Origin of the sequence: Streptomyces sp. ISL-36, from assembly GCF_018614205.1 — a bacterium.
In the GTDB taxonomy this organism is placed as follows: domain Bacteria; phylum Actinomycetota; class Actinomycetes; order Streptomycetales; family Streptomycetaceae; genus Streptomyces.
In genome coordinates this window covers 17,325-44,104 of sequence record NZ_JAGGOS010000052.1, presented here as the reverse complement: position 1 = coordinate 44,104, position 26,780 = coordinate 17,325, and the positions used below count along the sequence as shown (strand labels likewise).

Annotated in this window: 24 protein-coding genes, 2 tRNA genes and 1 pseudogene; 11 read left to right on the top strand and 16 right to left on the bottom strand. The window is 72.5% G+C overall.

Annotated elements, in window-relative coordinates; all coding sequences use genetic code 11:
* From J7E93_RS14355 to J7E93_RS14330, 6 genes are all read left to right on the top strand, one after another.
* The coding region (locus J7E93_RS14355; RefSeq protein WP_215069238.1) for a peptidoglycan-binding protein at window positions 1-1,142 on the top strand (1,142 nt) is incomplete at its 5' end.
* Window positions 1,143-2,456: 1,314 nt separating this feature from the next.
* Window positions 2,457-3,605, top strand: coding sequence for an SPFH domain-containing protein (locus J7E93_RS37070; protein ID WP_308368571.1), 1,149 nt, complete (start codon window positions 2,457-2,459; stop codon window positions 3,603-3,605).
* Between the two features lie 131 nt (window positions 3,606-3,736).
* Complete coding sequence (locus J7E93_RS14345; protein WP_215069236.1) at window positions 3,737-4,327, top strand: lytic polysaccharide monooxygenase; 591 nt, start codon at window positions 3,737-3,739, stop codon at window positions 4,325-4,327.
* A 25-nt stretch (window positions 4,328-4,352) separates the two neighbouring features.
* A complete protein-coding gene (locus J7E93_RS14340) occupies window positions 4,353-6,017 on the top strand; it encodes an AMP-binding protein (RefSeq protein ID WP_215069233.1) in 1,665 nt (554 codons plus the stop codon).
* 154 nt (window positions 6,018-6,171) lie between these two features.
* Window positions 6,172-7,482, top strand: a complete 1,311-nt coding sequence (locus J7E93_RS14335) for a sensor histidine kinase (protein ID WP_215069231.1) — start codon at window positions 6,172-6,174, stop codon at window positions 7,480-7,482.
* Window positions 7,413-8,075: a response regulator transcription factor gene (locus J7E93_RS14330; RefSeq protein ID WP_215069229.1), complete on the top strand. Its 663-nt coding sequence runs from the start codon at window positions 7,413-7,415 to the stop codon at window positions 8,073-8,075. The genes J7E93_RS14335 and J7E93_RS14330 overlap by 70 nt, the downstream gene beginning before the upstream one ends.
* Before the next feature lie 144 nt (window positions 8,076-8,219).
* Here J7E93_RS14330 and J7E93_RS14325 read toward each other — a convergent pair.
* The 6 genes from J7E93_RS14325 to ehuB all read right to left on the bottom strand — a co-directional run bounded on the left by J7E93_RS14325 (window position 8,220) and on the right by ehuB (window position 12,237).
* Window positions 8,220-8,293, bottom strand: a tRNA-Lys gene (locus J7E93_RS14325).
* A 73-nt stretch (window positions 8,294-8,366) separates the two neighbouring features.
* On the bottom strand, window positions 8,367-9,125 hold the full coding sequence (locus tag J7E93_RS14320) for an IclR family transcriptional regulator (protein WP_215069228.1): 759 nt from the start codon (window positions 9,123-9,125) through the stop codon (window positions 8,367-8,369).
* A gap of 167 nt (window positions 9,126-9,292) precedes the next feature.
* On the bottom strand, window positions 9,293-10,054 hold the full coding sequence (gene ehuA / locus J7E93_RS14315) for an ectoine/hydroxyectoine ABC transporter ATP-binding protein EhuA (RefSeq protein ID WP_215069226.1): 762 nt from the start codon (window positions 10,052-10,054) through the stop codon (window positions 9,293-9,295).
* Entirely contained in the window at window positions 10,044-10,694 is a 651-nt protein-coding gene (ehuD, locus tag J7E93_RS14310) for an ectoine/hydroxyectoine ABC transporter permease subunit EhuD (protein ID WP_215069224.1), read from the bottom strand. Before ehuD ends, ehuA begins: the two co-directional genes overlap by 11 nt.
* On the bottom strand, window positions 10,691-11,350 hold the full coding sequence (gene ehuC / locus J7E93_RS14305; RefSeq protein WP_215069222.1) for an ectoine/hydroxyectoine ABC transporter permease subunit EhuC: 660 nt from the start codon (window positions 11,348-11,350) through the stop codon (window positions 10,691-10,693). The genes ehuD and ehuC overlap by 4 nt, the downstream gene beginning before the upstream one ends.
* Complete coding sequence (ehuB, locus tag J7E93_RS14300) at window positions 11,347-12,237, bottom strand: ectoine/hydroxyectoine ABC transporter substrate-binding protein EhuB (RefSeq protein ID WP_215069220.1); 891 nt, start codon at window positions 12,235-12,237, stop codon at window positions 11,347-11,349. The genes ehuC and ehuB overlap by 4 nt, the downstream gene beginning before the upstream one ends.
* Before the next feature lie 127 nt (window positions 12,238-12,364).
* On the opposite strand from ehuB, the gene J7E93_RS14295 reads away from it, so the two are divergent.
* Together J7E93_RS14295 and J7E93_RS14290 are read left to right on the top strand one after the other, a co-directional pair.
* Entirely contained in the window at window positions 12,365-13,444 is a 1,080-nt protein-coding gene (locus J7E93_RS14295) for an LLM class flavin-dependent oxidoreductase (protein WP_215069218.1), read from the top strand.
* Window positions 13,445-13,503: 59 nt separating this feature from the next.
* Window positions 13,504-15,063 (top strand): annotated as a pseudogene (locus J7E93_RS14290) (glycoside hydrolase family 18 protein); the annotation flags it as partial.
* On the opposite strand, the gene J7E93_RS38355 reads toward J7E93_RS14290, so the two are convergent.
* Window positions 15,030-15,200, bottom strand: a complete 171-nt coding sequence (locus J7E93_RS38355; protein ID WP_374105385.1) for a hypothetical protein — start codon at window positions 15,198-15,200, stop codon at window positions 15,030-15,032. The pseudogene J7E93_RS14290 and the gene J7E93_RS38355 overlap by 34 nt on opposite strands.
* On the opposite strand from J7E93_RS38355, the gene J7E93_RS38350 reads away from it, so the two are divergent.
* The gene (locus J7E93_RS38350; protein WP_374105384.1) at window positions 15,124-15,411 is read left to right on the top strand and encodes a carbohydrate-binding protein; all 288 of its coding nucleotides are present in this window, start codon (window positions 15,124-15,126) and stop codon (window positions 15,409-15,411) included. The genes J7E93_RS38355 and J7E93_RS38350 overlap by 77 nt on opposite strands.
* Window positions 15,412-15,503: 92 nt before the next feature.
* On the opposite strand, the gene J7E93_RS14285 is transcribed toward J7E93_RS38350, so the two are convergent.
* The gene (locus tag J7E93_RS14285) at window positions 15,504-17,219 is read right to left on the bottom strand and encodes a bifunctional diguanylate cyclase/phosphodiesterase (protein WP_251066535.1); all 1,716 of its coding nucleotides are present in this window, start codon (window positions 17,217-17,219) and stop codon (window positions 15,504-15,506) included.
* Window positions 17,220-17,834: 615 nt separating this feature from the next.
* Between J7E93_RS14285 and J7E93_RS14280 the strand changes: the two genes are divergently transcribed.
* The gene (locus J7E93_RS14280) at window positions 17,835-19,103 is read left to right on the top strand and encodes a M6 family metalloprotease domain-containing protein (RefSeq protein ID WP_215069240.1); all 1,269 of its coding nucleotides are present in this window, start codon (window positions 17,835-17,837) and stop codon (window positions 19,101-19,103) included.
* 55 nt (window positions 19,104-19,158) lie between these two features.
* Here the strand turns inward: J7E93_RS14280 and J7E93_RS14275 are convergent.
* From J7E93_RS14275 to J7E93_RS14260, 4 genes are all read right to left on the bottom strand, one after another.
* Window positions 19,159-19,232: transfer RNA gene (locus J7E93_RS14275), tRNA-Lys, on the bottom strand.
* Window positions 19,223-19,921, bottom strand: coding sequence for a bifunctional DNA primase/polymerase (locus J7E93_RS14270; protein WP_215069214.1), 699 nt, complete (start codon window positions 19,919-19,921; stop codon window positions 19,223-19,225). The genes J7E93_RS14275 and J7E93_RS14270 overlap by 10 nt, the downstream gene beginning before the upstream one ends.
* 225 nt (window positions 19,922-20,146) lie before the next feature.
* Window positions 20,147-20,503, bottom strand: a complete 357-nt coding sequence (locus tag J7E93_RS14265; protein WP_215069212.1) for a hypothetical protein — start codon at window positions 20,501-20,503, stop codon at window positions 20,147-20,149.
* A gap of 95 nt (window positions 20,504-20,598) precedes the next feature.
* Window positions 20,599-21,213: a TetR/AcrR family transcriptional regulator gene (locus tag J7E93_RS14260; protein WP_215069210.1), complete on the bottom strand. Its 615-nt coding sequence runs from the start codon at window positions 21,211-21,213 to the stop codon at window positions 20,599-20,601.
* Between the two features lie 77 nt (window positions 21,214-21,290).
* Here J7E93_RS14260 and J7E93_RS14255 point away from each other — a divergent pair, with 77 nt between their 5' ends.
* Window positions 21,291-21,884: a peroxiredoxin-like family protein gene (locus tag J7E93_RS14255; RefSeq protein WP_308368566.1), complete on the top strand. Its 594-nt coding sequence runs from the start codon at window positions 21,291-21,293 to the stop codon at window positions 21,882-21,884.
* On the opposite strand, the gene J7E93_RS14250 is transcribed toward J7E93_RS14255, so the two are convergent.
* Genes J7E93_RS14250 through J7E93_RS14235 form a run of 4 tightly spaced genes read right to left on the bottom strand, consistent with a single transcriptional unit; the run spans window position 21,865 to window position 26,779 of the window.
* Entirely contained in the window at window positions 21,865-23,196 is a 1,332-nt protein-coding gene (locus tag J7E93_RS14250; protein WP_215069206.1) for an AAA domain-containing protein, read from the bottom strand. The genes J7E93_RS14255 and J7E93_RS14250 overlap by 20 nt on opposite strands.
* The gene (locus J7E93_RS14245; RefSeq protein WP_215069205.1) at window positions 23,193-24,788 is read right to left on the bottom strand and encodes a hypothetical protein; all 1,596 of its coding nucleotides are present in this window, start codon (window positions 24,786-24,788) and stop codon (window positions 23,193-23,195) included. Before J7E93_RS14245 ends, J7E93_RS14250 begins: the two co-directional genes overlap by 4 nt.
* Before the next feature lie 46 nt (window positions 24,789-24,834).
* Window positions 24,835-25,977 carry a hypothetical protein gene (locus tag J7E93_RS14240; protein WP_215069203.1) on the bottom strand — a complete coding sequence of 381 codons (1,143 nt, stop codon included), beginning with the start codon at window positions 25,975-25,977 and terminating at the stop codon, window positions 24,835-24,837.
* A complete protein-coding gene (locus J7E93_RS14235) occupies window positions 25,910-26,779 on the bottom strand; it encodes a phosphatase PAP2 family protein (RefSeq protein WP_215069201.1) in 870 nt (289 codons plus the stop codon). Before J7E93_RS14235 ends, J7E93_RS14240 begins: the two co-directional genes overlap by 68 nt.
* Window position 26,780 lies beyond the last annotated feature (1 nt).

The window sequence follows — 26,780 nt, the reverse complement described above, 5'->3', positions numbered from 1 at the left end:
CTGCGGGCGCGGCGCGCGCGGCGGGCGTGGCGGACCCGGCGGAAGCGGCCGGCCCCGGTCCCGACACTCCCCAGGGCGGCACCGGCCCGCTGCACGGAGCCCCCGGCCCCGGATCCCAGCCGTCCCCCGGCGCCACCCCGACGACCAGTCAGATCCCCGTCGCGTCCCTGCGGAAGACCACCCGCTCCGAGATCATCAACCGCGCCAAGCTGTGGGTGAGCGCCCAGGTGCCCTACTCCATGGAGAAGTACTGGTCGGACGGATACCGCCAGGACTGCTCCGGCTACATCTCGATGGCGTGGAGCCTGCGGGCCAACGAGTGGACCGGCAGCCTCGACCGCTTCGGCGAGCGGATCGACCGCACCGAGCTCCAGCCCGGCGACATCCTGCTCTTCCACAACCCGGCCGACCCGACCAAGGGCTCGCACGTCACGATCTTCGGCGGCTGGACCGACTACACCCACACGTCGTACATCGCGTACGAGCAGGCCAGACCGCGCACGCGCAAGCAGGCCACGCCCATGGCGTACTGGACCCACTCCGACCGCTATACGGCCTACCGCTACAAGGGCGTGGTCAGCGGGGGAAGCGGCGGAGGCGGTTCGTCGGCCTCGACCGCGTACCCGGGCGGGTCGAAGTTCGGGCCCGGCGCGAACAACGGGCACGTCACCCAGCTCGGAAGGCTGCTCGTCCAGCGCGGCGGCAAGAAGTACTACGGCCAGGGGCCCGGTCCGCGCTGGGGTGAGGCCGACCGCCGGGCGACCCGGTCGTTCCAGCTCGCGCAGGGCTGGAAGGGCAAGGAGGCGGACGGGCTGCCGGGGCCACACACCTGGCGGCTGCTCACGAACGGCCAGGGCAGGAACATCGGCGGTTCGAGTGGTTCGGGCGGCCCGAGCGCGAATGCGCCGGGGTTCCCCGGGCGTGGCTACTTCCGTCCGGGCCAATCCAGCGCATATGTGGAGAAGCTGGGCAAACAGCTGGTGAAGCGGGGCTACGGCAAGCACTACCTGTCGGGTCCCGGTCCGCGCTGGTCGGAGGCGGACCGTCGCAATGTCGAGGCGTTCCAGCGGGCACAGGGATGGCGCGGCGGTGCGGCCGACGGCTACCCGGGCCCGGAGACCTGGCGGCGCTTGTTCCGATGACCCCGAGAGCATGAGGTGGACCGAATGACCCGAAGGACCCCGAATCCGCTGGGCCTGCCGCCCGGGGACTCCGGCGCGGCGGCCACGCGCGACGCGGCCCGTACGGCGAGACGCCTGACGGACGAGAACCGTGCGTCGAGGCCGCGGCCGCCGGGGAAGACCGGCCGGGAGACCGACACGCGGCCCGGGGCGGGTGCGGCGTCGATCGCTCCCTCTGCTCCGGACACGGCACAGGGCGAGACAGGGGCGGAAGGCCGGGCCGCGAACGGCACTGCGAACGGCACCGCACACGGCACCGGGAACGGCACCGCACCCGTGTCGGCGCCGGCAACCGGGGAACCGGGCACCTGCTCCGGGGCTGCGGACTCCCGACCGGAGGACCCGGGTACGGACGGTTCCGCCGCGGCACCGGCGACGACGCCGACCGCGGCGAGCGACACGGCGCCGGACCCCGCCGTGCCCGCGGCGCCGTCCCCGGGTCCCGCGCCGTCCCCGGTCTCGGCTCCGGCAGGCGATGAGGCCGCCGCGACGGCCCCTGCGGACACCGAGCCCCGTGCCGGTACGGCCTCGGAAGGCCCCGAAGGCCTCGCCGGTACGGCTCCGGCAGGCGCGGACCACGGCGCCGAGGCGAGCGTCGGCCCCCGGGCCGACACGCCCGTCGGTGTCGCGGGAGAGCCGGAGGGGAAGCCGGACGACAGCGCCTTGTCCCGTACAGCTCCCGCGGGCCCTGGCACCTCGGCCGCGCCGGACGGAGCCGCGCCGAGTGGTGCCGGTGCGCCGGACGCCCAGGCAACCGCGACTTCGAGCGCGCCGGACATTGAGTCCGGCGCGGCTGTCGCCCTGGGGGGTGCGGCACCGACCGCCGCTCCCAGTCCCACGGCCCCGAAGTCCTCGGTACAACCCGGGTCGCAGGGGTCCGAGACACCGACCGCCCCGGCCCCGGGCCTTTCCGAGGCCTCCACCGGTACGCCCCTCGGAGCCCGACCCGCCCGACCCGCCGGACCTGCCCGCCCCGGCGGCCTTGCCGCACCCGCCGGTTCCCAGGCGAGCCCGGGGCCGACGGGTCCGGCCGCGGCGGGGGCCGACGCCGCGTCGGGCGGGAGCGCCGCCGCGCCGTCGGTCGGCACCGCCGGTCGCCTCCCCGACATCCGGCGGATCGCCGGCGCGCGTATCGGCGTCGTCACCGGCCCCGTGGCCGCCGAGCCCATCCCGCCGCGGGCGCAGACCGCCACCCCGTCCCCGTCTCCCTCCCCGTCTCCCTCCTCGTCTCCGTCCTCCTCGTCCCCGACGCGGGCCGGAGCCCGCCGCAGGACGGTGATCGGGACCGACACGACCGGGTCGATCCCCGTGCACCTGCTCTTCCGCGACGAGCCGGAGCCGAGTGACCGGGACCGTGACCGTGACCGCGACCGCGACGGGGGCGACGACGGCCCGGCCACCGTCGCCATGGCCGGGCCGGTGACGGCGACCTCGGCCCCGACACCCGCCCTCGCGCCGCTCAAGGCCGTCATCCCCGCCCCCGCCCGTCCCACGGCCACCCGTCCCGCCCCCACCGCCGACCCTCAGCTCGTCGAGCGCCCCGGGCCCGTTCTCCCCGGTTGGATCGGGGTCCTCGGCGGGATGCTGGCGCTCGCCGGGTGCGCGGCCGTCCTGTGGTGGGTCGGGGCCGTGCCCGATCAGGTCGCCCTGATGCTCGGGCTGCCCCCGCGCCCGTACCACGGCATCCACCTCGGCCAGTGGGCCCTGCTCGCCCTCGGGGTCCTGGCCACCCTCTTCTCCCTCGGCGGTCTCGGCCGCGGCCGCGTCGGCTACGCCTGGGTCCTCACCCTCTTCGGTGACTACCGCGGCAGCGTCCGCCGCACCGGTCTCCTCTGGGTCAGTCCCCTCCTGCTGCGCCACCGGGTCGACGTCCGTCTGCGCCACTGGCGCAGCGAGCCGCTCTCCGCGGTGGACGCCAAGGGCACCGCCCTCCGCGTCGTCGTCCTCGTCATCTGGCGCATCCGGGACACGGTCCTGGCCGCGCTCGGGGTCGAGGGCCACGAGGAGTACCTGCGCGAGCAGGTGGAGGCGGCCATGGCCCGGGTCCTCTCCCAACTCCCCGCCGACGCCTTCCACGAGGACGCCCCGACCCTGCGCGACGCGGAGGCGGTCGGCGAGGCCCTGACCCGGATGCTCTCCGCTGAGTGCGCGCCGGTGGGCATCGAGGTGTTCTCGGTGCAGCCGACCCGTATCGAGTACGCCCCCGAGATCGCGGCGGCGATGCAGCGCCGCCGGATCGCCGCGATCGACGCCAAGCACCGGGACAGCGTCCTGACCGCGGTCGTGGACGCGGTGGACGACGTGGTCCACCGACTGACCACGCGTGGTCTGGTCGAGCTGGACGACTACGAGCGCAAGTCGCTGGTCAAGGACCTGACGGTGGCGTTCTACACCGGCCGCTCCAACCCCGGGGAAGGCGCGTGAGCGGTATGGACATGTTCAACTTCCGTCAATACTTTGGTACTTGGTCTAGACCGGAATAGCTTCCACCGCGGAAACACGCACGCGTGCAGCACGGCTCATCGAACTCCCCCACGTTCACCTGGAGCGACAGCATGCGCAAAAAGATAGGCGTGGCGGCGGTGGCGCTCGGCGTCGCCGGCGCCTCCCTCTTCGCCACGAGCAGCGCCAGTAGCCACGGCTACACCGATTCCCCGATCAGCCGGCAGAAGCTCTGTGCCAACGGCACGGTGACCAGCTGCGGCTCCATCCAGTGGGAGCCGCAGTCGGTCGAGGGTCCCAAGGGCTTCCCGTCCGCCGGCCCCGCCGACGGAAGGATCTGCTCCGCCGGACTCACCCAGTTCGCCCAACTCGACGACCCGCGCGGCGGCAACTGGCCCGCCACCAAGGTCACGGCCGGCCAGAGCTACAGCTTCCGCTGGCAGTTCACCGCCCGCCACCGCACCACCGACTTCCGGTACTACATCACCAAGAACGGCTGGGACAGGACCAAGCCGCTCACCCGGGCGGCTCTCGACTCCCAGCCCTTCCTGACCGTCCCGTACAACAGCCAGCAGCCGCCGGCCACGCTCTCGCACTTCGGGACCATCCCGGCGGGCAAGACCGGCAAGCATCTGATCCTGGCGGTCTGGACGATCGCGGACACCGCGAACGCGTTCTACGCCTGCTCGGACGTTCAGTTCTGACGGGTAGTCAGTTACCGTCCGGAGCATGACCGTGGCGGAGCTCGTGCAGCGTCAGTGGGGCGACCACAGGATCGGACTGAGGAGCCATGAGGCCACCCTCACCCACCACCAGGTCGCCGCAGGAGCCGCGGCGCGGGCCTCGCTGCTCGTCGATCTGCTGCCCCGAGGTGCTGAGCCGCACCTCGGGGTGCTCCTCGACAACACGCCGGAGTTCCCGCTCTGGCTCAGCGCGGCGGCCCTGGCGGGGGCCGCCGTCGCCGGGATCAACCCCACCCGGCGCGGCGCCGAACTGGCCCGCGACATCCGGCACACCGAGTGCCGGGTCCTGGTCACCCGGCGCGCGTACCTTCCCCTGCTCGACGGGCTTCCCCTGCCGGGCGTACGGGTCCTGGTGACCGACACCGACGCCTACCGGGAGCTCCTCGCCCCCCACGAGGGCGCGAAGCCCGGCGAGGCCACGGTCCGGCCGGTGCGCCCCGACTCCCGGATGCTGCTCTACTTCACCTCCGGCTCGACGGGCGCGCCCAAGGCGGCGATCTGCAGCCAGGGCCGGCTCGCGGCGGCGGGCCGCTCGCTCGTCACCCACTTCCGTCTCGGCCCCGACGACGTCCACTACATCTGCATGCCGATGTTCCACGGCAACGCGGTGATCGCGGACTGGGCCCCGGCGCTCGCGGCGGGCGCGGGGGTGGCGCTGCGCGCCCGGTTCTCCGCCTCGCGCTTCCTGTCGGACGTACGGGAGTTCGGCGCGACCTACTTCACCTATGTGGGACGGGCGGTCCAGTACCTCCTGGCCACCCCCGCGGGCCCCGACGACCGGGAGCACCGGCTGCGCATCGGCTTCGGCACGGAGGCGGGGGCGGTGGACGCCGCCCGCTTCGAGGCGCGGTTCGGGGTGCGGCTCGTGGAGGGGTACGGCTCCTCGGAGGGCGGCGCCGCGATCCAGCGGACCCCCGACACACCGACCGGGGCGATCGGGCGGGCGGCGCCCGGCGACGATCTGGCGGTGGTGGATCCCGCGACCGGCCAGGAGTGCGAGCCGGCGGCCTTCTCGCCCTCCGGCACCCTGCTCAACGCCTCCTCGGCCATCGGCGAGCTGGTCAACCGTGGCCGCACCCCCTTCGAGGGCTACTGGCGCAACCCCGAGGCGGACGCGGTGCGGCTGCGAGGTGGCTGGTACTGGACGGGGGACCTCTTCTACCGGGACGCGGCGGGCTTCCTGTACTTCGCGGGGCGCACGGACGACCGGCTGCGGGTGGACAGCGAGAACCTGGCCGCGGCCATGATCGAGCAGATCCTGTCCCGCTGGGAGCGCGCGGCGGGCGTCGCCGTCTACGCGATACCCGACCCCGTCGCGGGGGACCAGGTGATGACGGCGCTCGCGCTGCGCGAGGGCGCGGTGTTCGACCCGGCCACCTTCCAGGAGTTCCTCACCGCCCAGCCGGACCTGGGCACCAAGATGCCGCCGCGTTACGTCCGCGTCGTGCCCGCACTCCCGCTGACGGCCACGAACAAGATCCACCGCGTGGCCCTGCGCCGTGAGGCCCTCCGCTGCGAGGACCCGGTCTGGTGGCGCCCGACGCCGGAGGCGCCCTACCGGAGGCTGAGCCCGCACGACCTGACCGCCCTGCGCGAGCAGTACGCCGCCCAGAACCGCCCACTGCCCGGACAGCGCCAGGACCCCGCGTGAAGCACGCCGCCCAGGACCGCCGGCCACCAGGGGCAGGGCCGGCCGACAGCCGGCAGGGGTGGGGCCAAGCTGCCAGGGGTAGGGCCAGGCCCACCCGCCGTACACCCTCCAGGCACATGGCCCCGCGCGGTGAGCGACCCCTACCGTGGGCGCCATGCAGCCCCGTACCCCCTGGCAGGCCCTCACCCGGCCCCGGTATCCGCGCACCGCCTGGCCCTGGCGGTCCGCCGGGTATCTGGCGAGCGGGGTGGTCACCGGCGTCGCCGCGCTGCTCGCGCTGCTCCTGCTCGTCGTGTGCTCCCTCTTTCTCGTCGGGCTTCCGCTCCTGCTCCTCGCGGGGGTCGCCCTCGGCGGCATCGAGCGGCGGCGGCTCCGGCTCGTCGAGCTCGATCCCGCCGTCGATCCGCACCGCGTCCCCGAGGCTCCGGGTCTCGCCGCCTGGCTTCGGGTACGGGTCCGGGAACAGGCCACCTGGCGGGAGCTCGCGTACGCCGTGCTGCACGCCACCGTCCTGTGGCCGCTCGACCTGATCGTGCTGGCGGTCTCCCTCGGGCTGCCGGTCACCCTGATCACCGCCCCTCTCCAGCTCGCCCTGGACGGCCACGCGAGGCCGGAGATCAAGGTCGTCAAGGCCTTCCTGGTCACCTCCTATCCCCAGGCGTTCGCCACCGCGCTCCTCGGGGCGGTGCTCCTCCTCGCGCTCCTCTATCCGCTTGCCGCCCTCGCCGGCGCTCGCGCCGCGCTCAGCCGGGCCCTGCTCGCCCCTCGCGAGGCCGAGCTGCGGGACCGGATCGGCGAGGTCACCGCCTCCCGGGCCCGGCTCGTCGACGCCTTCGAGGCCGAGCGCCGCCGGATCGAGCGCGACCTCCACGACGGCGCCCAGCAACGCCTGGTCGCCCTCACCATGACCCTGGGCCTGGCCAGGCTCGACGCCCCGCCGGGGCCGCTCGCCGACCAGCTCGGCAAGGCCCACCAGGAGGCCGGCCGGGTCCTGTCGGAGCTGCGCGAACTCATCCACGGCATCCACCCGCAGGTGCTCGCCGACTACGGCCTGGGCGCCGCCCTCGCCGACGCCGCCGACCGCTCCGCCGTCCCCGTCGACACCGATCTCGACCTGCCCCGGCTCCCCACCGCCGTGGAGAGCGCCGGTTACTTCGCCGTCTGCGAGGCCCTCGCCAACCTCGGCAAGCACAGCGGCGCCACCAGGGCCCGGATCACCGCCCGGTACACGGCGCGGCGGCTCCGTATCGATGTCGAGGACGACGGACGCGGCGGCGCCGACCCGTCCGCAGGCTCCGGTCTGACGGGACTCGCCGACCGGATCGCGGTCCTCGATGGCACACTGACGATCACCAGCCCGACGGGCGGGCCGACCGTCCTACGAGTGGAGATCCCGTGCCGACCGCTGTCCGAGCTCTCCGTGTCGTCCTCGCCGAGGACAGCGTCCTCCTCCGCGAAGGGCTGATCGGACTCCTCGCCCGCTTCGGTCACGAGGTCGTCGCCGCCGTCGGCGACGCCGACGCCCTGCGCGCGGCCGTCGAGGAGCACGATCCGGACATCGTCGTCACCGACGTGCGGATGCCGCCCGGCTTCCAGGACGAGGGGCTGCGCGCCGCCGTCGCCCTGCGCGCCGAGCGCCCCCGGCTGCCCGTCCTCGTCCTGAGCCAGTACGTGCAGCGGACCTACGCCGCCGACCTCCTGGACGCGGGCGACGGCACCGGCGTGGGCTATCTCCTCAAGGACCGCGTCGGCCAGGTCGAGGAGTTCCTGGACGCCCTCACCCGGGTCGCGGAGGGCGGCACGGTCGTGGACCCAGAGGTGGTACGCCGGCTCCTGCGCCGCCACCGTGATCCGCTGGAGGCCCTGACCCCGCGCGAACGCGAGGTGCTCGCCCTGGTCGCCGAGGGGCATTCGAACGGGAAGATCGCCCGCCGGCTCGTCGTCACGGAGGCCGCCGTGGGCAAGCACATCGGCAACATCCTGGGAAAGCTGAACCTGCCGCCTGCCGAGGACACCCACCGCCGGGTCCTCGCGGTGCTGACGTACCTGAGGGCGTAGCGGGCGGGGCCGGCCGCCCCGGGCGCACGGCCGCGGAAGGCACCCGTCGCAGGAGCCCGGCCGCGGAAGGCACCCGTCGTGGGAGCACGGCCCGCGGGAAGCACGAAGAAGCCCCCCGCCTGCGCGAGGGGCTTCTTCCGTCTGTGCGCCGCCAGGGACTCGAACCCCGGACCCGCTGATTAAGAGTCAGCTGCTCTAACCAACTGAGCTAGCGGCGCCTGCTGACAGAGAAAATACTACCTGGTCCCCAGGGGTGCTCACGACCACCCCTGGGCCACCGGGGTCCGGGCCTCAGATCGCCAGCGAGAGCACCACCGGAGCCGCCCTGCGGTTGAGGGTGTCCGCCGCGGAGCGCAGCCGGTGGGCGTGCTCGATCGGCAGCGAGAGGGCCAGGCAGCCCACGGCCGCGCCGGCCGTCAGCGGCACCGCCGCGCAGACCGTCCCCACCGCGTACTCCTGCAGGTCGAGGACCGGCACGGTCGGCGGCTGGCTGTCCAGCTTGGAGAAGAGCACCTTCTCGTTGGTGATCGTCCGGGAGGTCAGCCGGGCGATCTTGTGGCGCGAGAGGTGGTCGCGGCGGCCGTTCTGGTCCAGCTGGGTCAGCAGACACTTGCCGACGGCGCTGGCGTGGGCGGCCGAGCGGAAGTCCACCCACTCGTTGACCTTGGGGGTGCGCGGCCCGTCGGCGAACTGCGTGATCTTGACCTCGCCGTCGATGTACCGGCTGATGTAGACCGCCGCGCCGACGGAGTCGCGCAGCTCGGTCAGGGTCTCCTGGAGCTTGCCCTCCAGGGCCTCGCGTCGGGTCATGCCCGAGCCGAGGAGGACCAGGGAGTCGCCGATCACATAGGCGCCGTCGGCGACCTGCTCGACGTACCCCTCGCGGCGGAGCATCAGCAGCAGCGACGAGAGATGGGCCACGGGGAGACCGGCCTCCCGCGCGATCTGGACGTCCGTCACCCCGCCACCGTGCCGCGAGACCGTCTCGAGGACGCGCAGGGCGTATTGCACCGAATGGAACGGCGCGGTGGGCTCGGGCTTCAGCGCCACGGTTTCCCCCTACCAGGTTGTGACCGCAAGCTTCCGTACCACGATAGCCGTCAAGAGCCGTTTGCGGGGCCTCTGTTGGCGAGAATGATGCGGCGCCCCAGCGCCGTACGCTGGGGCGCACCACCCTGGCATATGCCAGAGTCACACCTGCTCGACAGAGTCTGAGGTCAGAGCACCGCGCCGAGGAACTCGCGCGTACGTTCGTGCTCCGCCGCCGAGAAGATTTTTTCGGGAGAACCGGACTCGATCACCTTTCCTCCGTCGAACATCAGGACCTCGTCCGAGATGTCCCGGGCGAAGTTCATCTCGTGCGTCACACAGATCATGGTGATGTCGGTCGTCCGGGCGATCTCCCGCAGCAGGTCGAGCACGCCCGCCACCAGCTCCGGGTCCAGCGCCGAGGTCACCTCGTCCAGCAGGAGCACCTTCGGCTCCATCGCGAGCGCCCGCGCGATGGCCACCCGCTGCTGCTGGCCGCCGGAGAGCTGTGCCGGTCTGGCCTCGTACTTGTCGGCCAGACCGACCAGGTCGAGCAGCTCGCGGCCGCGCTCCTCGGCCTCCTCGCGGCTCTTCCCCAGGACCCGGACCGGCGCCTCGGTGATGTTGCGCAGGACGGACATGTGGGGGAAGAGGTTGAAGTGCTGGAAGACCATGCCGATCTTCTTGCGGACCTCGCGCCGGTGCTTCTCGTCGGCCGGGTACAGCCGTCCGCCGTTGACCCGGATGGTCCCCGCGTCCGGTTTCTCCAGCGTCATCAGGAGCCGCAGGATCGTCGTCTTGCCGGAACCGGAAGGTCCGATCAGGGTGACGTGCCGGCCGGCCCGGACCGAGAAGCAGAGATCGTCGAGGACGGTCTGGTCACCGAAACGCTTGGTGACGTTCTCGAAGCGGATGAGGTCGTGGCCGGAATCGGTGGCTTCAGTGGACAAGGCGGCGCTCCAGAGTGCGGACGAGCAGGGAGGCGGGATACGCGATCAGGACAAAGGCCACACCGACCACCGTGAGCGGCTCGGTGTACTGGAAGGTGGCGGCGCTCTCCAGGCGGGACTGCTGCAGGAGCTCCAGCACACTGATTCCGGCCAGCAGAGGCGTGTCCTTCAGCATCGCGATGACGTAGTTGCCGAGTGCGGGCGCGATCCGCCGCAGTGCCTGCGGCAGGATCACCGTCAGCCATGTGCGGTGGCGCGGCAGGCTGAGCGCCGTCGCCGCCTCCCACTGTCCGGCCGGTACGGCGTCGATGCCGGCCCGGTAGACCTGGGCGGTGTACGTCGAGTAGTGCAGCCCGATCGCGAGGGTGCCGGTGGTCAGGGCGGAGAACTGCACCCCCCACTCCGGCAGGACGAAGAAGAGGAAGAAGAGCTGCACGAGCAGCGGGGTGGTGCGGACGAACTCGGTGACGGCGTGCACCGGCCACCGGACGAACCGGCTGGGGGCCCGGAAGCCCAGCGCCCACACCAGACCCAGCGTGAACGAGATCAGGGAGCCGAGCACCAGCACCTGAAGGGTGACGAGGAGCCCGTCCCGGAAGCGCGGCAGGAAGTCCACCACCGCGGACCAGTCCCAGTTCACTTGGCCACCACCCCCAGGTTCGCCTTGGTCCGTCGTTCCAGCGCCTTCATCGAGCGGGTGATGACCAGCGCGATCGCGAAGTAGACGAGAAGGGTGACCGTGTAGATCCCGCCGCTCTCCTGGGTCGCGAGCCGCACCAGATAGGCGGCGAAGGACACGTCGCCGACGCCGAGCAGCGAGACCAGGGCCGTGCCCTTGAGCAGCTCGACCAGCAGATTGCAGAAGGAGGGGATCATCTCGGGCACGGCCTGGGGGAGCAGCACGAGCCGCAGTCGCTGCCAGGGGGTGAGGCTGAGCGCGATGCCCGCCTCGCGCTGCGCCTTCGGTACGGCGTTCAGCCCGCCGCGCACGATCTCGGCGCCGTACGCCCCGTAGGAGAGTCCGAGTGCGAGGATCGCCGCCCACATCGGGACGAGCTGCCAGCCGACCAGCGGCGGCAGGACGAAGAACAGCCAGAACATCAGGATCAGCGCGGAGGTGCCGCGGAAGACCTCGGTGTAGAGCCCGGCGAGGAAGCGGACGGCGCGGGAGCGGTGGGTGCGGGCCGTGCCGACGGTGAAGGCGACCAGCGCGCCCAGCGCGGCGGAGGCGATCAGGAGCTGGAGGGTGATCCAGATGCCGGGCAGGACCCAGTTCTGCCAGAGTCCCGCGGTCATCGGCACAGCTCCTCGGCGGTCAGCGTGGTCATCTCGGCCTCGGTGAAGCCGAAGCGCCGCAGGATCCGGAAGAGTTCGCCGCTCTTCTTCATCTTGTGCAGCTCGGTGTTGAAGGCGTCCCGCAGGGCGGTGTCGGTCGGGCGGAAGGCGAAGCCGCCGCCGTCGATCTTCTTCCTGCCGTCGACGACGGCGGCGAAGGGTTGGGTGGCCTCGGCCCTGGTGGACTTGCGGACGACCGAGCGGGCGGTGAGGGCGGTGCCGGCGAAGACGTCGACGCGGCCGGACTCGACCGCGTTCAGCCCGGCCACCTGGTCCTGGAGGACCACGATGTCCTTCTCCGGGTAGCCGGCGGCCACGGCGTAGCCGATCTCGGCGTACCCGCTGCCGGTGGCGAAGCGCGCCTTGGCGCGGACCACGTCCTCGTACGAGTGCAGCCCCTTCGGGTTGCCCTTGCGGACGATGAAGGAGTCGAGCATCTGGTACTCGGGGTCGGCGAAGAGGACCTGCGCGCAGCGCTCCTTGTTGATGTACATCCCGGCCGAGACGACGTCGAACTGCTGGGAGTTGAGGCCGGGTATGAGCGAGGCGAAGTCGGTGGCGACGGGCTGGACCCGTTCGATGCCGAGCCGCTGGAAGATCACCCGGGCGAGCTCGGGAGCCTCGCCGGTGAAGGCGCCCTGTTCGTCGACGTAGCCGTAGGGCACTTCGCCTGCGATGCCGAGACGGACCGTGCGCTGGGATCTGAGCCGGCCGAGGGTGTCGCCGGAGGCGACCCGGGCGCAGCCGGCGGTTCCGGCGGTCGCCGCGACGGCCGCCCCGGCGGTGCCGAGGAGGAGTATGCGGCGATTTATGTGTTCTGTCCATCTCGGGCGAGCTGTTCGAGCCATGGGCGCGCGGCTACCCGAAGCCGCTCAGGCCATTCCTGCGACTTTCGCCGAGCCGACGGAATAACCGGAGACACCCTCCTGTTCCCTTCCCTGAACGTACGTCTTTTGCGCAGAAGGGTCGTCAACGGTGAGCGACGCGATTCGGGGCACGGCACACGGGGATTCCCCCGTACCGCTGTCCGTACTGGACCTGGTGACCGTCGGCAGCGGGAGGACCGCGAGTCAGGCGCTGGCCACCAGTGTCCGGATCAGCAAGCTCGCCGAGCGGCGCGGCTACCACCGCCACTGGGTGGCCGAACACCACTCCATGCCCGGTGTCGCCTCCTCCTCGCCGGCCGTGATCCTGGCTCATCTCGCCGCCCACACCCGCCGCATCCGGCTGGGCTCGGGCGGGGTCATGCTGCCCAACCACGCCCCACTGGTCATCGCCGAGCAGTTCGGCACCCTGGAGGCGTTCGCCCCTGGCCGGATCGACCTCGGCCTCGGCCGCGCGCCCGGTACGGACGGGGCCACCGCCGCCGCCCTGCGCCGCACCCAGACCCTGGGCGAGGGTGCGGACGACTTCCCGCAGCAGCTCGCCGAGTTGACCCGCTTCCTGGACGACGACTTCCCCGACGGGCACCCCTACTCCCGTATCCACGCCGTGCCCGGACCGGTGCAGGGCTCCCAGGGCCGCCCCCCGATCTGGCTCCTCGGCTCCTCCGGCTTCAGCGCCCGCCTCGCCGGCATGCTCGGTCTGCCCTTCGCCTTCGCCCACCACTTCTCCGCGCAGAACACCCTCCCCGCGCTCGACCTCTACCGGGACTCCTTCCGCCCCTCGGAGGTGCTCGACGCGCCGTACGCGCTCATCGGCGTCTCCGCGCTGGCGCACGACGACCCGAAGGAGGCCCGCCGTCAGGTCCTCACGGGTGCGCTGTCGATGCTGCGGCTGCGCACCGGCCGGCCCGGTCTGATCCCGACGCCGGAGGAAGCGGAGGCGTACGCCTACAGCGCGGCCGAGCGGGACTTCGTGAGCGGCTGGCTGGCCAACGTCGTCCACGGGACGGCGGACGAGGTGCGGACGGGTCTGGACGATCTGCGTAAGCGGACCGGCGCCGACGAGCTGATGATCACGGCCAACGCGCACGGCGGTGATGTCCGGCTGCGCAGCTACGAGTTGATCGCGGACGCGTACGGACTGCCGGACGGAGTCGTTCCGGCCGAGTAGAACCTGGAGCTCCGGGGCCGGTTGGTTCAGTCTCGAACGACCCGCCCGAAGATCCCTAAGTGAACCTTAAACCGCTCGTCACCTGTGGTGGCGAGCGGTTCTTCTGTGCTGTGCACCGCTCTGACAAGGGCTTTCTCCTGTCAATTGGTCTAGTCCTCAATCTGGTTCAGACCATTGACGCGCTGTTCACCCGGGCGCTATCACTGCTCCATCGCCTGTACCGCGCACCCCTCCGGAGGCCGCTCGTGCACCCCCGCAGACCCCTTCTCGCCGCGCTGCTCGGCTCGGCCCTCGCCGCCGGCGCGCTCGCCGCCACGGCCGGACTCGGTTCCGCCCAGGCGGCCGACGCCGCCGCCGCCCCGTCGACCGGCGGCGTGAAGATCGCCTACTACGACCAGTGGAGCGTGTACGGGAACGCCTTCTATCCCAAACACCTCGACACCCGGGGCATCGCGGGCAAGCTGGACATCATCAACTACTCGTTCGGGAACATCCACCCGACCGAACTGACCTGTTTCGAGGCCAACAAGGCAGCCGGTGACGACGCCAACCCCAACGCCGGTGACGGCGCGGGCGATTCGTACGCCGACTACCAGCGCTCCTTTTCGGCGGCGGACAGCGTCGACGGCGTGGCCGACAAGTGGGACCAGCCGATCGTGGGCGTCTTCAACCAGTTCAAGGAACTGAAGGCGAAGCACCCCCACTTGAAGATCAACATCTCGCTGGGCGGCTGGACGTACTCCAAGTACTTCCACGACGCGGCGAAGACGGACGCGAGCCGCAAGAAGTTCGTGGCCTCCTGCGTCAAGCAGTACATCGCCGGTGATCTGCCCGTCGAGGGCGGGTACGGCGGCCCCGGCACCGCCGCTGGGATCTTCGACGGCATCGACATCGACTGGGAGTACCCGGGCTCGCCCGACGGCCACCTCGGCAACCACTACGGCCCCGAGGACAAGGCCAACTTCACCCTGCTCCTCGCCGAGTTCCGCAAGCAGCTCGACGCGTACGGCACGGCCAACGGCGGCAAGAAGTACCTGCTGACCGCGGCCCTCCCGGCCGGCCAGGACAAGATCAAGAACATCGAGACGGACAAGATCGGCGCGTACCTCGACTACGCGAACATCATGACGTACGACATGCACGGCGCCTGGGACGGCGACGGTCCCACGTACCACCAGTCGCCGCTGTACTCCGGCGCCGACGACCCGACCGATCCCATCAAGCCGGGCACCGAGAAGTACTCGATCGACAACGCGATCGACTCCTGGATCGACGGCAAGCCGGCCTACGGCATCGCGGGCGGCTTCCCCGCGAACAAGCTGACCCTGGGCTACGAGTTCTACTACCGCGGCTGGAAGGGCGTCCCGGCCGGGACCGCGCACGGCCTCGCGCAGCCCGCCACCGGCGCGTCGGCGGCCCGCCCGGTCAGCCAGCAGGCGGGCATCGCGCACTACAAGGAGCTCGGCGGCATCGTCGACAACGCGGCCACGACCTTCTGGGACGACCGGGCCAAGTCGGCCTACTTCTACAAGGACGGCGAGTTCTTCACCGGCCTCGACAAGCGGACCATCCAGGCCCGCGCCGACTACGGCCACCAGCGCGGCCTGGCGGGCGCGATGATGTACTCGCTGCTCGGCCTGGACGCCAACGCGACGCTCTTCAACGACATCGTGACCGCGGTGGGCTCCTCCCCGACCTCCCCGACGACGCCGCCCACCACGCCGCCGACCACCCCTCCCACCACAGCGCCGACCACGCCTCCGACGACGACGCCTCCCACCACCCCGCCGACGACGCCGCCGACCACGGGCTGCACCGCCCCGGCGTACGTGGCCGGCACGGTCTACACCGGCGGCTCGCTCGTCTCCCACAGGGGCCACACGTGGAAGGCCCAGTGGTGGACGCAGAACGAGGAGCCGGGCACGACCGGCGAGTGGGGCGTCTGGAAGGACCAGGGCGCCTGCTGACCGCACCACCGGCCCCGTGACGGGTCGCTCATGACCACCGCCCCCGCCCGGATGTCCCTCCGGCCGGGGGCGGTTCCACGCCCTTCACCGGCTCACACCGGCAGCGGAGCGGCCCCGAGCAGTTGCGCGATACGGTCCGGGGTCACCGCGCGCGAGTAGAGCCAGCCCTGCCCCGTGTCACAGCCGATGCGGCGCAGCCGGGTCGCCTGCCCCGAGGTCTCCACGCACTCGGCGGTGACCGTGAGCCCCAGCCGGTGGGCCAGCTGCACCAGGGCCTCCACGATCAGCTCGTCCGCCGGGTTGGCGTGCGCCTCGTCCTGGAAGCCCCGGACGAACGATCCGTCCAGCTTCAGGACCGACACCGGCAGCCGGCTCAGATACGCCAGGTTCGAGTAGCCCGTGCCGAAGTCGTCGATCGCGATCTGCACCCCCATGTCGCTCAGCGCCTGGAGCGCCTGGAGCGGGCGGCCCGCCGAGCCCATCACCGCGGACTCGGTCAGCTCCAACTGCAGCAGGTGCGGGGCGAGACCGGTCTCGGCGAGGATCCCCGCGACGTCCGCCACCAGGTCCGAATCCCAGACCTGACGCACCGCCACGTTGACGCTCACGAAGAGCGGTCGCCGGCGCGGATGGTCCATCTGCCACTGCCGGGCCTGGCGGCACGCCGTCCGCAGCACCCACCGCCCCAGTTCGACGATCGAGCCGTCCTCCTCGGCGATACCGACGAACCGATTCGGCGCAAGCGTCCCGAACTGCGGGTGGTTCCAGCGCACCAGCGCCTCCACTCCGCGCACCGCCCCGTCCGCCATCCCCACCAGCGGCTGGTACTCCAGCGCGAACTCCCCGCGCTCCACCGCCGGTCGCAGCGTCGAGGAGAGTGCCTGCCGCGTCATCCGGTGCGCGTTGCGCTCGGGGTCGAAGAGGGTCCAGCGGGCCTTGCCGTCCGCCTTCGCCCAGTACAGCGTGGTGTCGGCGGCCTGCATCAGACAGGTCGCCGTGGTGCCACGGGCGCCCCGCTCCACCACCCCGATCGACGCCGAGACCGAGAGCCGCTGGCCGGCCAGGTCGAAGGGCTGCTGAAGCGCGCAGAGCACCGACTGGGCCAGATCCGCGAGCTGTTCCGTGCCCGTGGACTCCTCGACGAGGATCGCGAACTCGTCGCCGCCGAGCCGAGCCACCAGGTGCCCGCCGCTCCTGGTGTACCCGTCGCTGTCCGCGCACTCGGTCAACCGGGCGGCCACGGCGGCGAGAAGCCGGTCGCCGACCCGGTGTCCCATCGTGTCGTTGACCGCCTTGAAGCCGTCGAGGTCGAGGTAGCAGAGACCGATCCGCCCTGTTCCGCCATGCCCGTACGACTCGTACGACGATCCGATCTCCGTCCCGTCGGCCGGGTCGTCCTGCGAGGCGGTCTCCAGAGCGGCCGAGAGCCGCTCGAAGAAGAGCGTGCGATTGGGCAGCCGGGTCACCGGGTCGTGCATCTGGAGATGGCGCAGCCGCGCCTGCAGCTCGCGCCGGTCGCTGATGTCGGCGATCGAGAGCAGCACCCGACGGCTGTCGGGGACGGGGGAGACGGTGACCTCGGCCCAGAGCGAGCGCCCGTCGGGGTGCTTGAGCCGGCGGGTGCAGCGGAAGCGGGAGCGGCGGCCGCGCAGCACTTCGCGGTACGCGTGCCAGGTGCGGCCGTCGGAGGCGAGGTCGACGAGGTCGGCGGCGGCCTGCTCCCGGAGCGCGCCGGCCTCGGTGCCGAAGAGGGCGCCGAGCGCGTCGTTGGCGGAGACGACGAGGCCGTCCTGGTCGACGACGGCCATGGCCAGCTGGGCGGCGCGGAAGGCGGCGCGGTAGTCGGCGACTTCGGTGGCGCGCCGATCGGCGGCGCGGATGCCTTCCTGGGCTGCTCCGTGCACGGCGTCCTGCACAGCGTCCTGCACGGCGTGGTGGCCGCCCTCGGGGCGTTCCGCGGCGCGCTCCTCGTCGAGCGAGGCGCCCTGGTGACGCTCCGTAACCGCGGGCGTGGGCTCCCATGGTGGCGAGAGCTGGGTGTGCACCGGTCCTTCGGGGGTTCCGCTCACCGCTCGCTCCCGTAGTGCAGTCGGGCCGTACAGACGTGGTCGGGATGGTCGGCCAAGGAAAGTGTGCCGATCATAGAGGCTGGCCCGGGGGCCGTTCCAGCTCCGTGGACGCCTTCACGCCCCACGAGGGCGGTGAGCCGCCCCGCCGCCCACTCTGCCCGATCGTTTCTGCGCGGGTCTGACACGGGACGATGACGGCCTGACCGATTGTGACGTTCCGTGAGTCGCGGGGGGCTCGTGTCGCGTCGACGCCGTGTCGCCCGCTCACTCGACTGGGGCAACGGAAAAGTGCGAAATACCGCAAACCATCACAAGGTGGGTGAGGTGTCCCGCAATCCGGAGCCGGAGGTCTACGTGAGGGGTCAGCAGACACCCGAGGGAGTGGCCGGGGGAGTGGAGCGTGCCCGGCTCCGTGCCGGAGCGGCGGCGTTCACCTCCCTCGTGGCGCTCGCCGCGACCGGGCTCGTGGCGGGCCCCGCCGTGGGCGCCCCCTCGGGCGGCCCCTGCGCCCTGCCCCGTACCGCCGCCCACCACTCCCTGGGCCTGGACACCTGGAACGGCTCCTACCCGAAGCCCAGCCGCTCCCTCGACGCCGTCATGATCTTCCTGTCCTTCCCGGACTCCGCCCCGCTGACCGCCCCCGAGGAGCTGGCCGCCGACCACTTCCCCGGCACGAGCGACTTCTTCCGGCGGGCCTCCTACGGACGCTTCGTGCTCCAGCCGCACCCGCGGCCGGAGTGGACCCGGATGCCGCGCACCTCCACCGCGTACGCCATACGGCGCGACTGGGAGGCCGGAAAGCGCACCGCGTACCTGCGCGACGCGCTCGCGGCGGCGGACGACAAGGTCGACTTCTCGCGGTACGACATCGTCTACCTCGTGGCCGACCCGGACGCGCCGGGCGTCGACTCCGACGCCACGAAGGTCGTCAACCTGGAGCACCCGCTGACGGTGGACGGCACGGAGATCAAGCGGGTCGTCACGGTCTTCGAACGGCACCCGCCGGACCGGAACGTCCTGGCCCACGAGACCGGGCACGTCTTCGACCTGCCGGACCTCTACCACCGGCCGACCGACGGCAAGGGGGACTGGGACACCCATGTGGGGGACTGGGACGTCATGGGAAGCCAGTTCGGCCTCGCCCCGGACCTCTTCGGCTGGCACAAGTGGAAGCTGGGCTGGCTGGAGCCCCGCCAGGTGAGGTGCATCCAGGGTGCGGGCACCCGCCTGCTCAGCCTGGAGCCACTGGCGGCGGCACCGGTGGCCGGCGGCACGGTCGGCACCCGGCTCGCGGTCGTACGGACGGGGCCGGGCAGCGTGCTGGCGATCGAGGCACGCGGCTCGACCGGGAACGACCGGGACACTTGTACGGAGGGTGTGCTGATCTACCGCGTACGGAACGAGGCGGCGTCCGGGGACGGGCCGGTCGAGGTCGTGGACACCCATCCGAGCACCGAGGCCTGCTGGGACCGCTCGGTGTACCCACCGCTCGCGGACGCCCCGCTGGGTGTCGGGGAGACCTTCACGGTGCCGGGGGAGGGCACCCGGGTGGAGGTGGTGGACCGGACGCGCGCGGGCGTGTGGACGGTGAAGGTGACGGTCGATCCGGACGCCCGCCCCTGAAAGCCCCGGGCGCACGAAAAAGCCCCTCGCTTCCGCGAGGGGCTTTTCCCGTCTGTGCGCCGCCAGGGACTCGAACCCCGGACCCGCTGATTAAGAGTCAGCTGCTCTAACCAACTGAGCTAGCGGCGCCTGCTGACGTCGTAGACCTTAGCATCCTGATCGGCGGGAGGAAAAATCGATACCCGCACGTCGGCAGCGGAGGCGGCGCGGACGGCCCGGACACAGGCCCAGAGCATGACCTCGGGCCCCGGGAGCCATGGATGGCGGGTGTCGGGGGCCACCACCCAGCGGGCGCCGGAGGCCTCCGTCGGGGTGAGCGCCGGGATGGTCACGGCGTCGCCGGTGCCGTGGCAGAGCGGCGGCGGGACGGCGTCTCCCCTCCCCCTCGGACTTCGTCCCGGGGGGACCCTCACCTCCCAGTCGAGCAGGGACGGTAACCGCTGCGCCGTTCCGGGTGCGGCGAAGAGCAGCATCCGGCCCCGGTGGACGGCGACGGGCCCGGAGCCCGGGCCCTCCGACCAGAGCCGGTCGAGCATCCGCCGCCCGAAGGTCGTGTCCACGTTCACGACGTCGAAGACGGTCCCGCACGGGAGGACGGCGGGGGCGGTCGGGCGGCCCTCCCAGAGCGCGAGCGTGGAGCGCGGATACGCGGCGGCGGAGGCGAGCCATCCGGCCCCCGCGGCGGTGACCCGCGCGGTGTGGTGCCCCTCGTCCCGGTCGCGCAGGAAGCGGAAGATGTCGGGCCGGTCGCTCCGCCGCTCGTCGGTGTCGCTCCGGGCGGGGCTCAGGGGGGTCTCGTCTCGCAACCATGCGCTCATGGAGCCAGATCTACCGTGCGTCACTGTGACGTTGCCGAGAGTTCGCGGAAACCCGGACAGGGCGGGGGCGGGAGGAGTATCTTTCGCCCCGGCATATGCCAGGCGAGTGAGGGGCGGGCACCCGGACGACGCGCGGAAGCCTCACGAGGCCCGGCATACCGGGGCTCCTCCGGCGGCCGGTCGCCGGCCGCCCCCGGCGTCGGCTTCCGATCGGGAGCCCCGGGCTCAGTCCTCCGACGGGCGGCCGCCCGAGCGGATCAGGTCGCGGCCGAATTCGATCATCTTCCGGGCGTAGTCCTCGGTCCACTCCGCCCGCTCGGCGACGTCCGCGGGCGTCAGCCGGTCGAAGCGGCGCGGGTCGGCGAGCTGTGCCGCGGCGATCGCCTGGAACTCGGTCGCCCGGTCCGTCGCCGCACGGAAGGCGAGCGTCAGTTCGGTCGCCCGGGACAGCAGCTCGCGCGGGTCCTCGATCGACTCCAGGTCGAAGAAGTGCTCCGGGTCGGCGGTCGCCTCGGCAGGCTCGAAGATCAGCGGTGCGGGCCGGAGCCGCCGCTGTTCGTTCCGCTCCGCGGATTCCGCCATCGTCCTTCTCCTCCTCGCACACACACGGCCCGGAAACCCGGGCCGCCTTCCATTGTCCCGCGCCGCGCAAGGGGGCGGCAGTGCCTGGGGCGAAGTCAGGCGCCGAGACCGCGCAGATACACCGCGAGCCCGCCGAAGAACTCCCGGTCGGCGTCGATCTCGCGCGCGTGCCGGCCGGCCTCCGACATGTACGGGAACCGTTCCCGCGGCAGCTCGGAGATGACGACCGTCCCCTGGCCCGCGAGGGACCCCAGGTGTTCCAGCTGGATCGCCCCCACCACGTAACTGATCAGCCCGCGCAGTGCGACCACCCGCTGCTCGCCCTCGATGCCCGCCTCGGCGAGCAGCCCGAGCACGGACTCCGACCAGCGCAGCAGACCGGGCAGCCGGTGCCGGTGGGTCATGGTCAGCGGGACGGCCGAGGGGTGGGCGCTCACGCTGTCGCGCAGCCGCCGGACCATGACCTCGATCCGGTCCCGCCAGGGCGCGTCCGCGGCGGGCGGCTCGGGATCGACGCTGCTCAGCACGCGCTCGACGACCAGCCCCTCCAGTTCGTCGCGGTCGGCCACGTACCGGTAGAGCCCCATCGTGCTCATGCCGAGTTCCTTGGCGACGGCGCGCATCGACAGGCCGGCGAGCCCGTCGCGGTCGATGACGGCGAGGGCGGCGACGGCCAGCTGGTCCTGGGTGAGGGAACGGGGGCGTGGCATGACGGTTGACAGCGTACGGCATACGCCTACGCTGTTAGGAGTACGCCGTACGCCTACGTGAGAGGTGCTCCATGCGCATGCCCCAAGGGCCACTGAAGCCCGGCTCTCCCGCCCCCGTCCGCAGGCTCGACCCGCTCCTCGGCGACCCGGTCACCGTCCCCGACCCCGAGCGGCTGATCCATCTGCAGTTCCGGCGCTTCGCCGGCTGCCCCGTCTGCCATCTGCACCTGCGCTCGGTGGTACGACGGCGCGAGGAGATCGAGGCGGCCGGCGTCCGCGAGGTCGTGGTCTTCCACTCACCGCCCGAGGAGTTGCGCCCCCACCTCGACGGCCTGCCCCTGCCGGTCGTCGCCGACCCGGACAAGCGGCTCTACACCGCGTTCGGGGTGGAGTCCACGCCCCGGTCCCTGCTCTCCCCACGGGCCTGGTGGCCGATGGCCCGGGCCGTCCTCATCGGCACATGGGGCATGCTGCGCGGCCGCGACAAGCCACCGGTGCTGCGCCCGCGGGGCGGACGGCTCGGGCTGCCGGCCGACTTCCTGATCGGAAGCGACGGCCGGATCGTCGCCGCGAAGTACGGCGAGCACGTCGACGACCAGTGGTCGGTGGACGAACTCCTCGCCCTGGCCTCCCACGCGCCGCGCGGCCCCGTCACCCCGGTGACCAGCTGACCCGGTGCTCCGCCAGATGGGAGAGGACCGCATGGTTCGCCTCCCATCCGTCCGGGAATTTGACCGTGACCCCCAGCTGCACGGGCTCCGTCGACGGGTGTTCGTCGAGGAGCTCCGCCACGCCCGCGCGGCACACCACGATGCAGGCGTGGCGGTGGCGCGAGGCGAGCACGCACAGGCGGCCCGTCTCCAGATGGAAAGCCGTGGCGTCCGGGCGGCCGGACAGGGGGTGGAGGACCACCGTCACGTCGTACTCGCGGCCCTGCAGACGGTTCGCGGTGTCCACGGTCACGCCCGTGACGCCCAGCTCCCCGAGCGCCGCCCGGACCGCCGCCGCCTGGTCGCGATGGGCCGTGCCGACCGCGATCCGGTCGGGCGTGAGGGGCACCGGATCGGGGCCGCGCTCGGAGACCGCGGCGCCACCCCGGTCCAGGAGCCGGCGCACCACCAGCGCCACCGCCCGTACCGCCTCGGGATCGGTACGGGGGGTGTGGCGGGCCGGGAGTTCCAGCAGGCCCCAGCCCGACTCGGCCGCCTCGTCCAGGACCCGGTCGGGGCCCGAGCCGTCCGACGCGACCCCGAAGGTCAACCGCCGGTCCCCGTGCCCCGTGCCGCTGCGGAACCGGGTGTACGGGTAGAACGCGTCGGACACCAGCGGCGCCGCCGACGCCGGAAGCCGCCAGGACACCGGCAGCCGGTGCTGCGGCAGATCCGGGTTGTGGGCCAGCAGCGTCGAGACCGCGCTCGCCGACGGGTCGTAGGAAAGCCCCGCCCACTGCTCGGCGCCGACCACCGAGAAGGGGTCCAACTGCCCCGGATCGCCCACGAACAGCGCCCGCTCGAAGAGCCCCGCCACCGCGAGCAGCGCGTCCGAGCGCATCTGGTACGCCTCGTCCACGATCGCGTGCGCCCACGGCTCCACGTTCTTCACATGCGCCCACTTCGCGGCCGTCGAGATGACCACGTCGAGCCCGGCGAGATCCCCCGCCTTGGACGACTTCCGTACGTTCTCCAGGTCGTCGAGCGCCTTGTCGTACGGGTCGCTGTCGTTGGAGTGCAGCCGGCCCACCGGAAGACCCGGTTCCTTCTCCGCGAGCCGCAACACCAGGTCGTCCACCTGTGCGTTCGTCTGCGCGACCACCATCAGCGGCCGCCCCGCCGCGGCCAGTTCCAGCGCGGCCCGGACCACGAGCGTCGACTTGCCGGCGCCCGGCGGAGAGTCGACCACGACCCCCCGGGCGTCCCCGTGCAGGGTGTCGGCCAGGATCCCGGCGGTCGCCCGGGCAGCCTCCGCTCCGGGATCGAAACTCACAGCAGGTCCTCCGGGGTCATGGCATCGGGCAGTTCGGCGTCCGCGGAGTCCGAGCGCGGGGGCCCGCCGTGCGTCCAGGGCGTCTCCTCCCGGTCCGGCAGCTTCGCGCCCACCCGCTGGTCGTGCTCGAACAGCGTCCAGGCGATCCGCTCGCCCTTCTCCGGCACCGATCCCGCCGCCGGCTCCTTGGACCGCCCCATCCGGTCGGTGACCCGCAGCACGAGCGAGCCGTCCTCCTCCTGCCGTACGAACTCGGCCGTCTGCGGCTTGCCCTCCAGCGAGCGGTACACCTTCGTCCCCTCGCCCAGATGCGGCCGGTCGTCGGTGCGGACCGTAAGCAGCGGCCGCGGGGAGGGCCGCTTCGACTCCGACCAGGCCATCGTCACCTCCACCACCTCGGCGACGAACGCCTCGCCCGCGAGCCGCCGACCCGCGAGCACCAGCGGATCGTCGAGCGCCTCCTGCGCCTCCAACTGGCCCTGCGCGGACTCCCTGGCCGCCAGCTTCTGCGCCGCCGTCACCGCGTCGTCGCGGCGCGGCTGCGGCGGCTCCCCGGCTGTCACCCGGTCGCGATGGCCGGTGAACGACCAGCGGTCGCGTGTCCAGCGGTCCGCCACCCGCGCCCCCTCCGGCAGCTCCCGCAGCAGGTCGAGGGAGCGCCACACCGCATGCCAGGTCGGCTTCAGCTGCGAGACGATCAGACGGCGGATCTCCCGCTCGGCGCGGTGCAGTTCACCGAGCCGCTCGTCTGCGCTCTCCCCGTCCTCGGCCGAGGCCAGCGCCTGCCGGGCCCGGTCGAAGAGCTCGATCGCGGGTGCGAGGAGCCGGTTGTCGAAGGCCGGGTCGGTCGCCGGACCGGCCGGCGGGCACAGCAACTGTCCGTCCCGGTCCCGGCCGAGCTCGGCCCGCAGCGCCGCCTCCGCGCCGGACTCTCCCTCCGGCGGGTCGATCCAGGCGAGGAGCGCACCGAGGTGCTGGTCCTCCAGGGAGGACTGGCCGGTCGCCCAGTGCCGGTTCAGCAGGTCCGTCGCCGACAGCAGCAGCGAGGAGCCGGGTACCCGTGCCCGCTCGCCGAGGTGCGTCAGCCAGCGCCCGAGCAGCGGCACCCGCGGCGGCGCCGGGAACGGCGTCTCCGGGTCCTGCTCGGCCGTCCGCCGGAACCGCATCGAGCGTCCCAGCAGCCGTACGTACTCGATGCCCGCCCGGCTCGGCACGATCACCTGCGGCGCGTCGGCGCACAGCTCGACCTCGACCTTGACCTTCTTCCCGGTCTCGGGGTCGGTCTCGTTCCGCTCCGCCGCCTCGACCGTGTCCGTGAACGAGTCGATGTACGGAAGCACCTCCTCGGCCAGATCGGCGAGGAACGCGAACCGCAGGTCCCGGTCGCGCGGCTGCGCCACCACGAGCAGCCGCGGCTCCTCGGGATCCGTCCCGACCAGCGCGCCGAGCGGCGCGCCCGCCTCGCCTGCCGTCGTCAGCGGTACGAGGACGAGGGGCCGGTCCGACAGATGCCGGTGCCGGACCGTGGCCAGCGGCTGGGCCCGCCCCGACTCGACGGCCTCCAGGCGGGCCAGGGTCGAGATCAGCGACATGTCCGTACCTCCCCGGACGCGGCACGCGGGCGCGTGATCGGCGGCGTCATGCGACGACCTCCCCGGAAGCCCGGGCGGGTGCGTCCGCCAGCGCCTCGCCGCGCAGCCCCTGGGCCCGGCGCAGGGCCTCCACCGTCGGATCGTCCGCGTCGCCCGCCTCTCCACGGGCCGCCGCCAGCACGTCCCCCACCGTGGTCAGCCCGCCCAGCTCACCCCGCACCGAGCGGCCGAGCGCCTCCACGGCGCCCGCGCTGCGCGCCCGCTCCCGGCAGTGGAAGGCCAGCTCGCAGGCGGACAGGCACTCCGGCGCGTACGCGTGCGGAACCGACTCCACCGCCGCCGTCAGCTCCTGCGCCGAACACCCCTCCACATCGAACGTGACACCGTCCGGCAGCGCGGCGGCGATCTCCTCGATCCGGGTCAGCCGGGCCAGCTGCCGACGTGTCACCGACAGCTGTTTGCGGACGTCGACGACCGAGGCCGTCGGCAGATTGGAGAAGTCCTTCGGGCAGACCAGGAGCACCGAGTGGGCCACCTCCGCGCCCCGCGTCAGCTTCGCGACCCGCTCCAGGGCCAGCACGTACACCGCCGCCTGGCGCGCCGCCGCACCCACCTTCGAGGCGTCCGCCGCGCCGTCGATCATCGGGAAGGACTTGATCTCGACGACCGTCCACCTCCCGTCGGGGTGCACCACGACGGCGTCCGGCTCCAGATGCGCGGGGGACCCCGCCACCTCCAGGCTCAACATGGGGTGGTCGAGCAGCGCCCACCTCCCGGCCTCGGTCGCCTCGCGCAGCGCGAGCGCGGTGCGGGCCACCCGGCCCTCGGGCCCGGCCGCCGTGAGCTCCGGGACCCACACCGTCCCCGGCTCGTCGATACCCAGCAGGCGCAGCAGCTCACGCCCACCGTCCGCCTTGACCTTGGCCTCGAAGGCGTTGCCCCGCATGAACGCGAACTGGGACTGGCCGAAGGCCGCCGAGGCGCCGAGCTTCGCGGCCAGCGCGGTCTTGTCGACGCCGGCGCCGTCGAGCAGCGCACGCCGCCGGCAGCCGGGGTTGGCGGCCAGAGCCGCCAGTGCCCGCGCATCCAGCGGATGCGGCACGACGGCCGGTCCGCGCAGCTCAGCGAGCCGGTGCCGGAGTGTCGTCTGCGGAGGCCGAGGAGCTCCGCTGCCCAGGGATTCGCTCACCCGCGGAAGTCTCCCATCCGCCACCGACAATCGGCGCCCGGTTCCCCACGACGGGGAGACGCAACCGGTCGGCGAGCCGCATCACGGGCCCCGCAAGCCACAGCCCGAGGCCCATCACGGCCGCCCCCGCGACCGCGTCGAGGAAGTAGTGGTTCGCCGTGCCCATGACGACCACCGTGGTGAGGAGGGGATAGGCGACACCCAGCGCCTTCAGCAGCGGCGTACGCCCGTACCGCCACAGCATCACCCCGCACCACAGCGCCCAGCCGACGTGGAGGCTCGGCATCGCCGCGTACTGGTTCGTCATCGCCCCCATCCCGCGCGGCGCGCTGGCCTCCGCGCCCCACCAGCCGTACGAGCTGAACTGCGCCATCGTGTCGACGAAGCCGTGCCGGGCGTCCAGGAGCCGGGGCGGGCAGGTGGGCAGCAGGGTGAAGCCGACCAGGCCGAGCAGGGTGGAGACCATCAACCACGTGCGGGCGGCCCGGTAGCGGCCGGGGCGGCGACGGAAGAGCCAGATCAGGACGGCCGGAGTGACGAGGTAGTGCAGGGACGCGTACGCGAAGTCGGCGGGTATCCCGAGGGCGGGAGTGCCGGTGAAGAGCCGGTTGAGCTGGTGCTCGGCGTCCAGACCCAGGGACGTCTCCAGGCGGAGGATCGCAAGCCCGTGCTCGACGGCGGTCCCCACGTCGCCCCGGGCGAGCAGCCGGCCGCACGAGTAGGCGCCGTAGACCACGCCGATCAGCAGCAGCTCGACCCACCAACGCGGCCTCCGCCCCGCGCGGGCGGCACTCTCCCTCATA

What these genes read in the sequence shown, in the direction of transcription:
- J7E93_RS14345 (WP_215069236.1), top strand. Translation starts at nt 3,737, where the DNA reads ATGCGCAAAAAGATAGGCGTGGCGGCGGTGGCGCTCGGCGTCGCCGGC.
- J7E93_RS14340 (WP_215069233.1), top strand. Translation starts at nt 4,353, where the DNA reads ATGACCGTGGCGGAGCTCGTGCAGCGTCAGTGGGGCGACCACAGGATC.
- J7E93_RS14335 (WP_215069231.1), top strand. Translation starts at nt 6,172, where the DNA reads ATGCAGCCCCGTACCCCCTGGCAGGCCCTCACCCGGCCCCGGTATCCG.
- ehuC (WP_215069222.1), bottom strand. Translation starts at nt 11,350, where the DNA reads ATGACCGCGGGACTCTGGCAGAACTGGGTCCTGCCCGGCATCTGGATC.
- ehuB (WP_215069220.1), bottom strand. Translation starts at nt 12,237, where the DNA reads ATGGCTCGAACAGCTCGCCCGAGATGGACAGAACACATAAATCGCCGC.
- J7E93_RS14285 (WP_251066535.1), bottom strand. Translation starts at nt 17,219, where the DNA reads ATGGCCGTCGTCGACCAGGACGGCCTCGTCGTCTCCGCCAACGACGCG.
- J7E93_RS14270 (WP_215069214.1), bottom strand. Translation starts at nt 19,921, where the DNA reads ATGAGCGCATGGTTGCGAGACGAGACCCCCCTGAGCCCCGCCCGGAGC.
- J7E93_RS14265 (WP_215069212.1), bottom strand. Translation starts at nt 20,503, where the DNA reads ATGGCGGAATCCGCGGAGCGGAACGAACAGCGGCGGCTCCGGCCCGCA.
- J7E93_RS14260 (WP_215069210.1), bottom strand. Translation starts at nt 21,213, where the DNA reads ATGCCACGCCCCCGTTCCCTCACCCAGGACCAGCTGGCCGTCGCCGCC.
- J7E93_RS14255 (WP_308368566.1), top strand. Translation starts at nt 21,291, where the DNA reads ATGCCCCAAGGGCCACTGAAGCCCGGCTCTCCCGCCCCCGTCCGCAGG.
- J7E93_RS14245 (WP_215069205.1), bottom strand. Translation starts at nt 24,788, where the DNA reads ATGTCGCTGATCTCGACCCTGGCCCGCCTGGAGGCCGTCGAGTCGGGG.
- J7E93_RS14235 (WP_215069201.1), bottom strand. Translation starts at nt 26,779, where the DNA reads ATGAGGGAGAGTGCCGCCCGCGCGGGGCGGAGGCCGCGTTGGTGGGTC.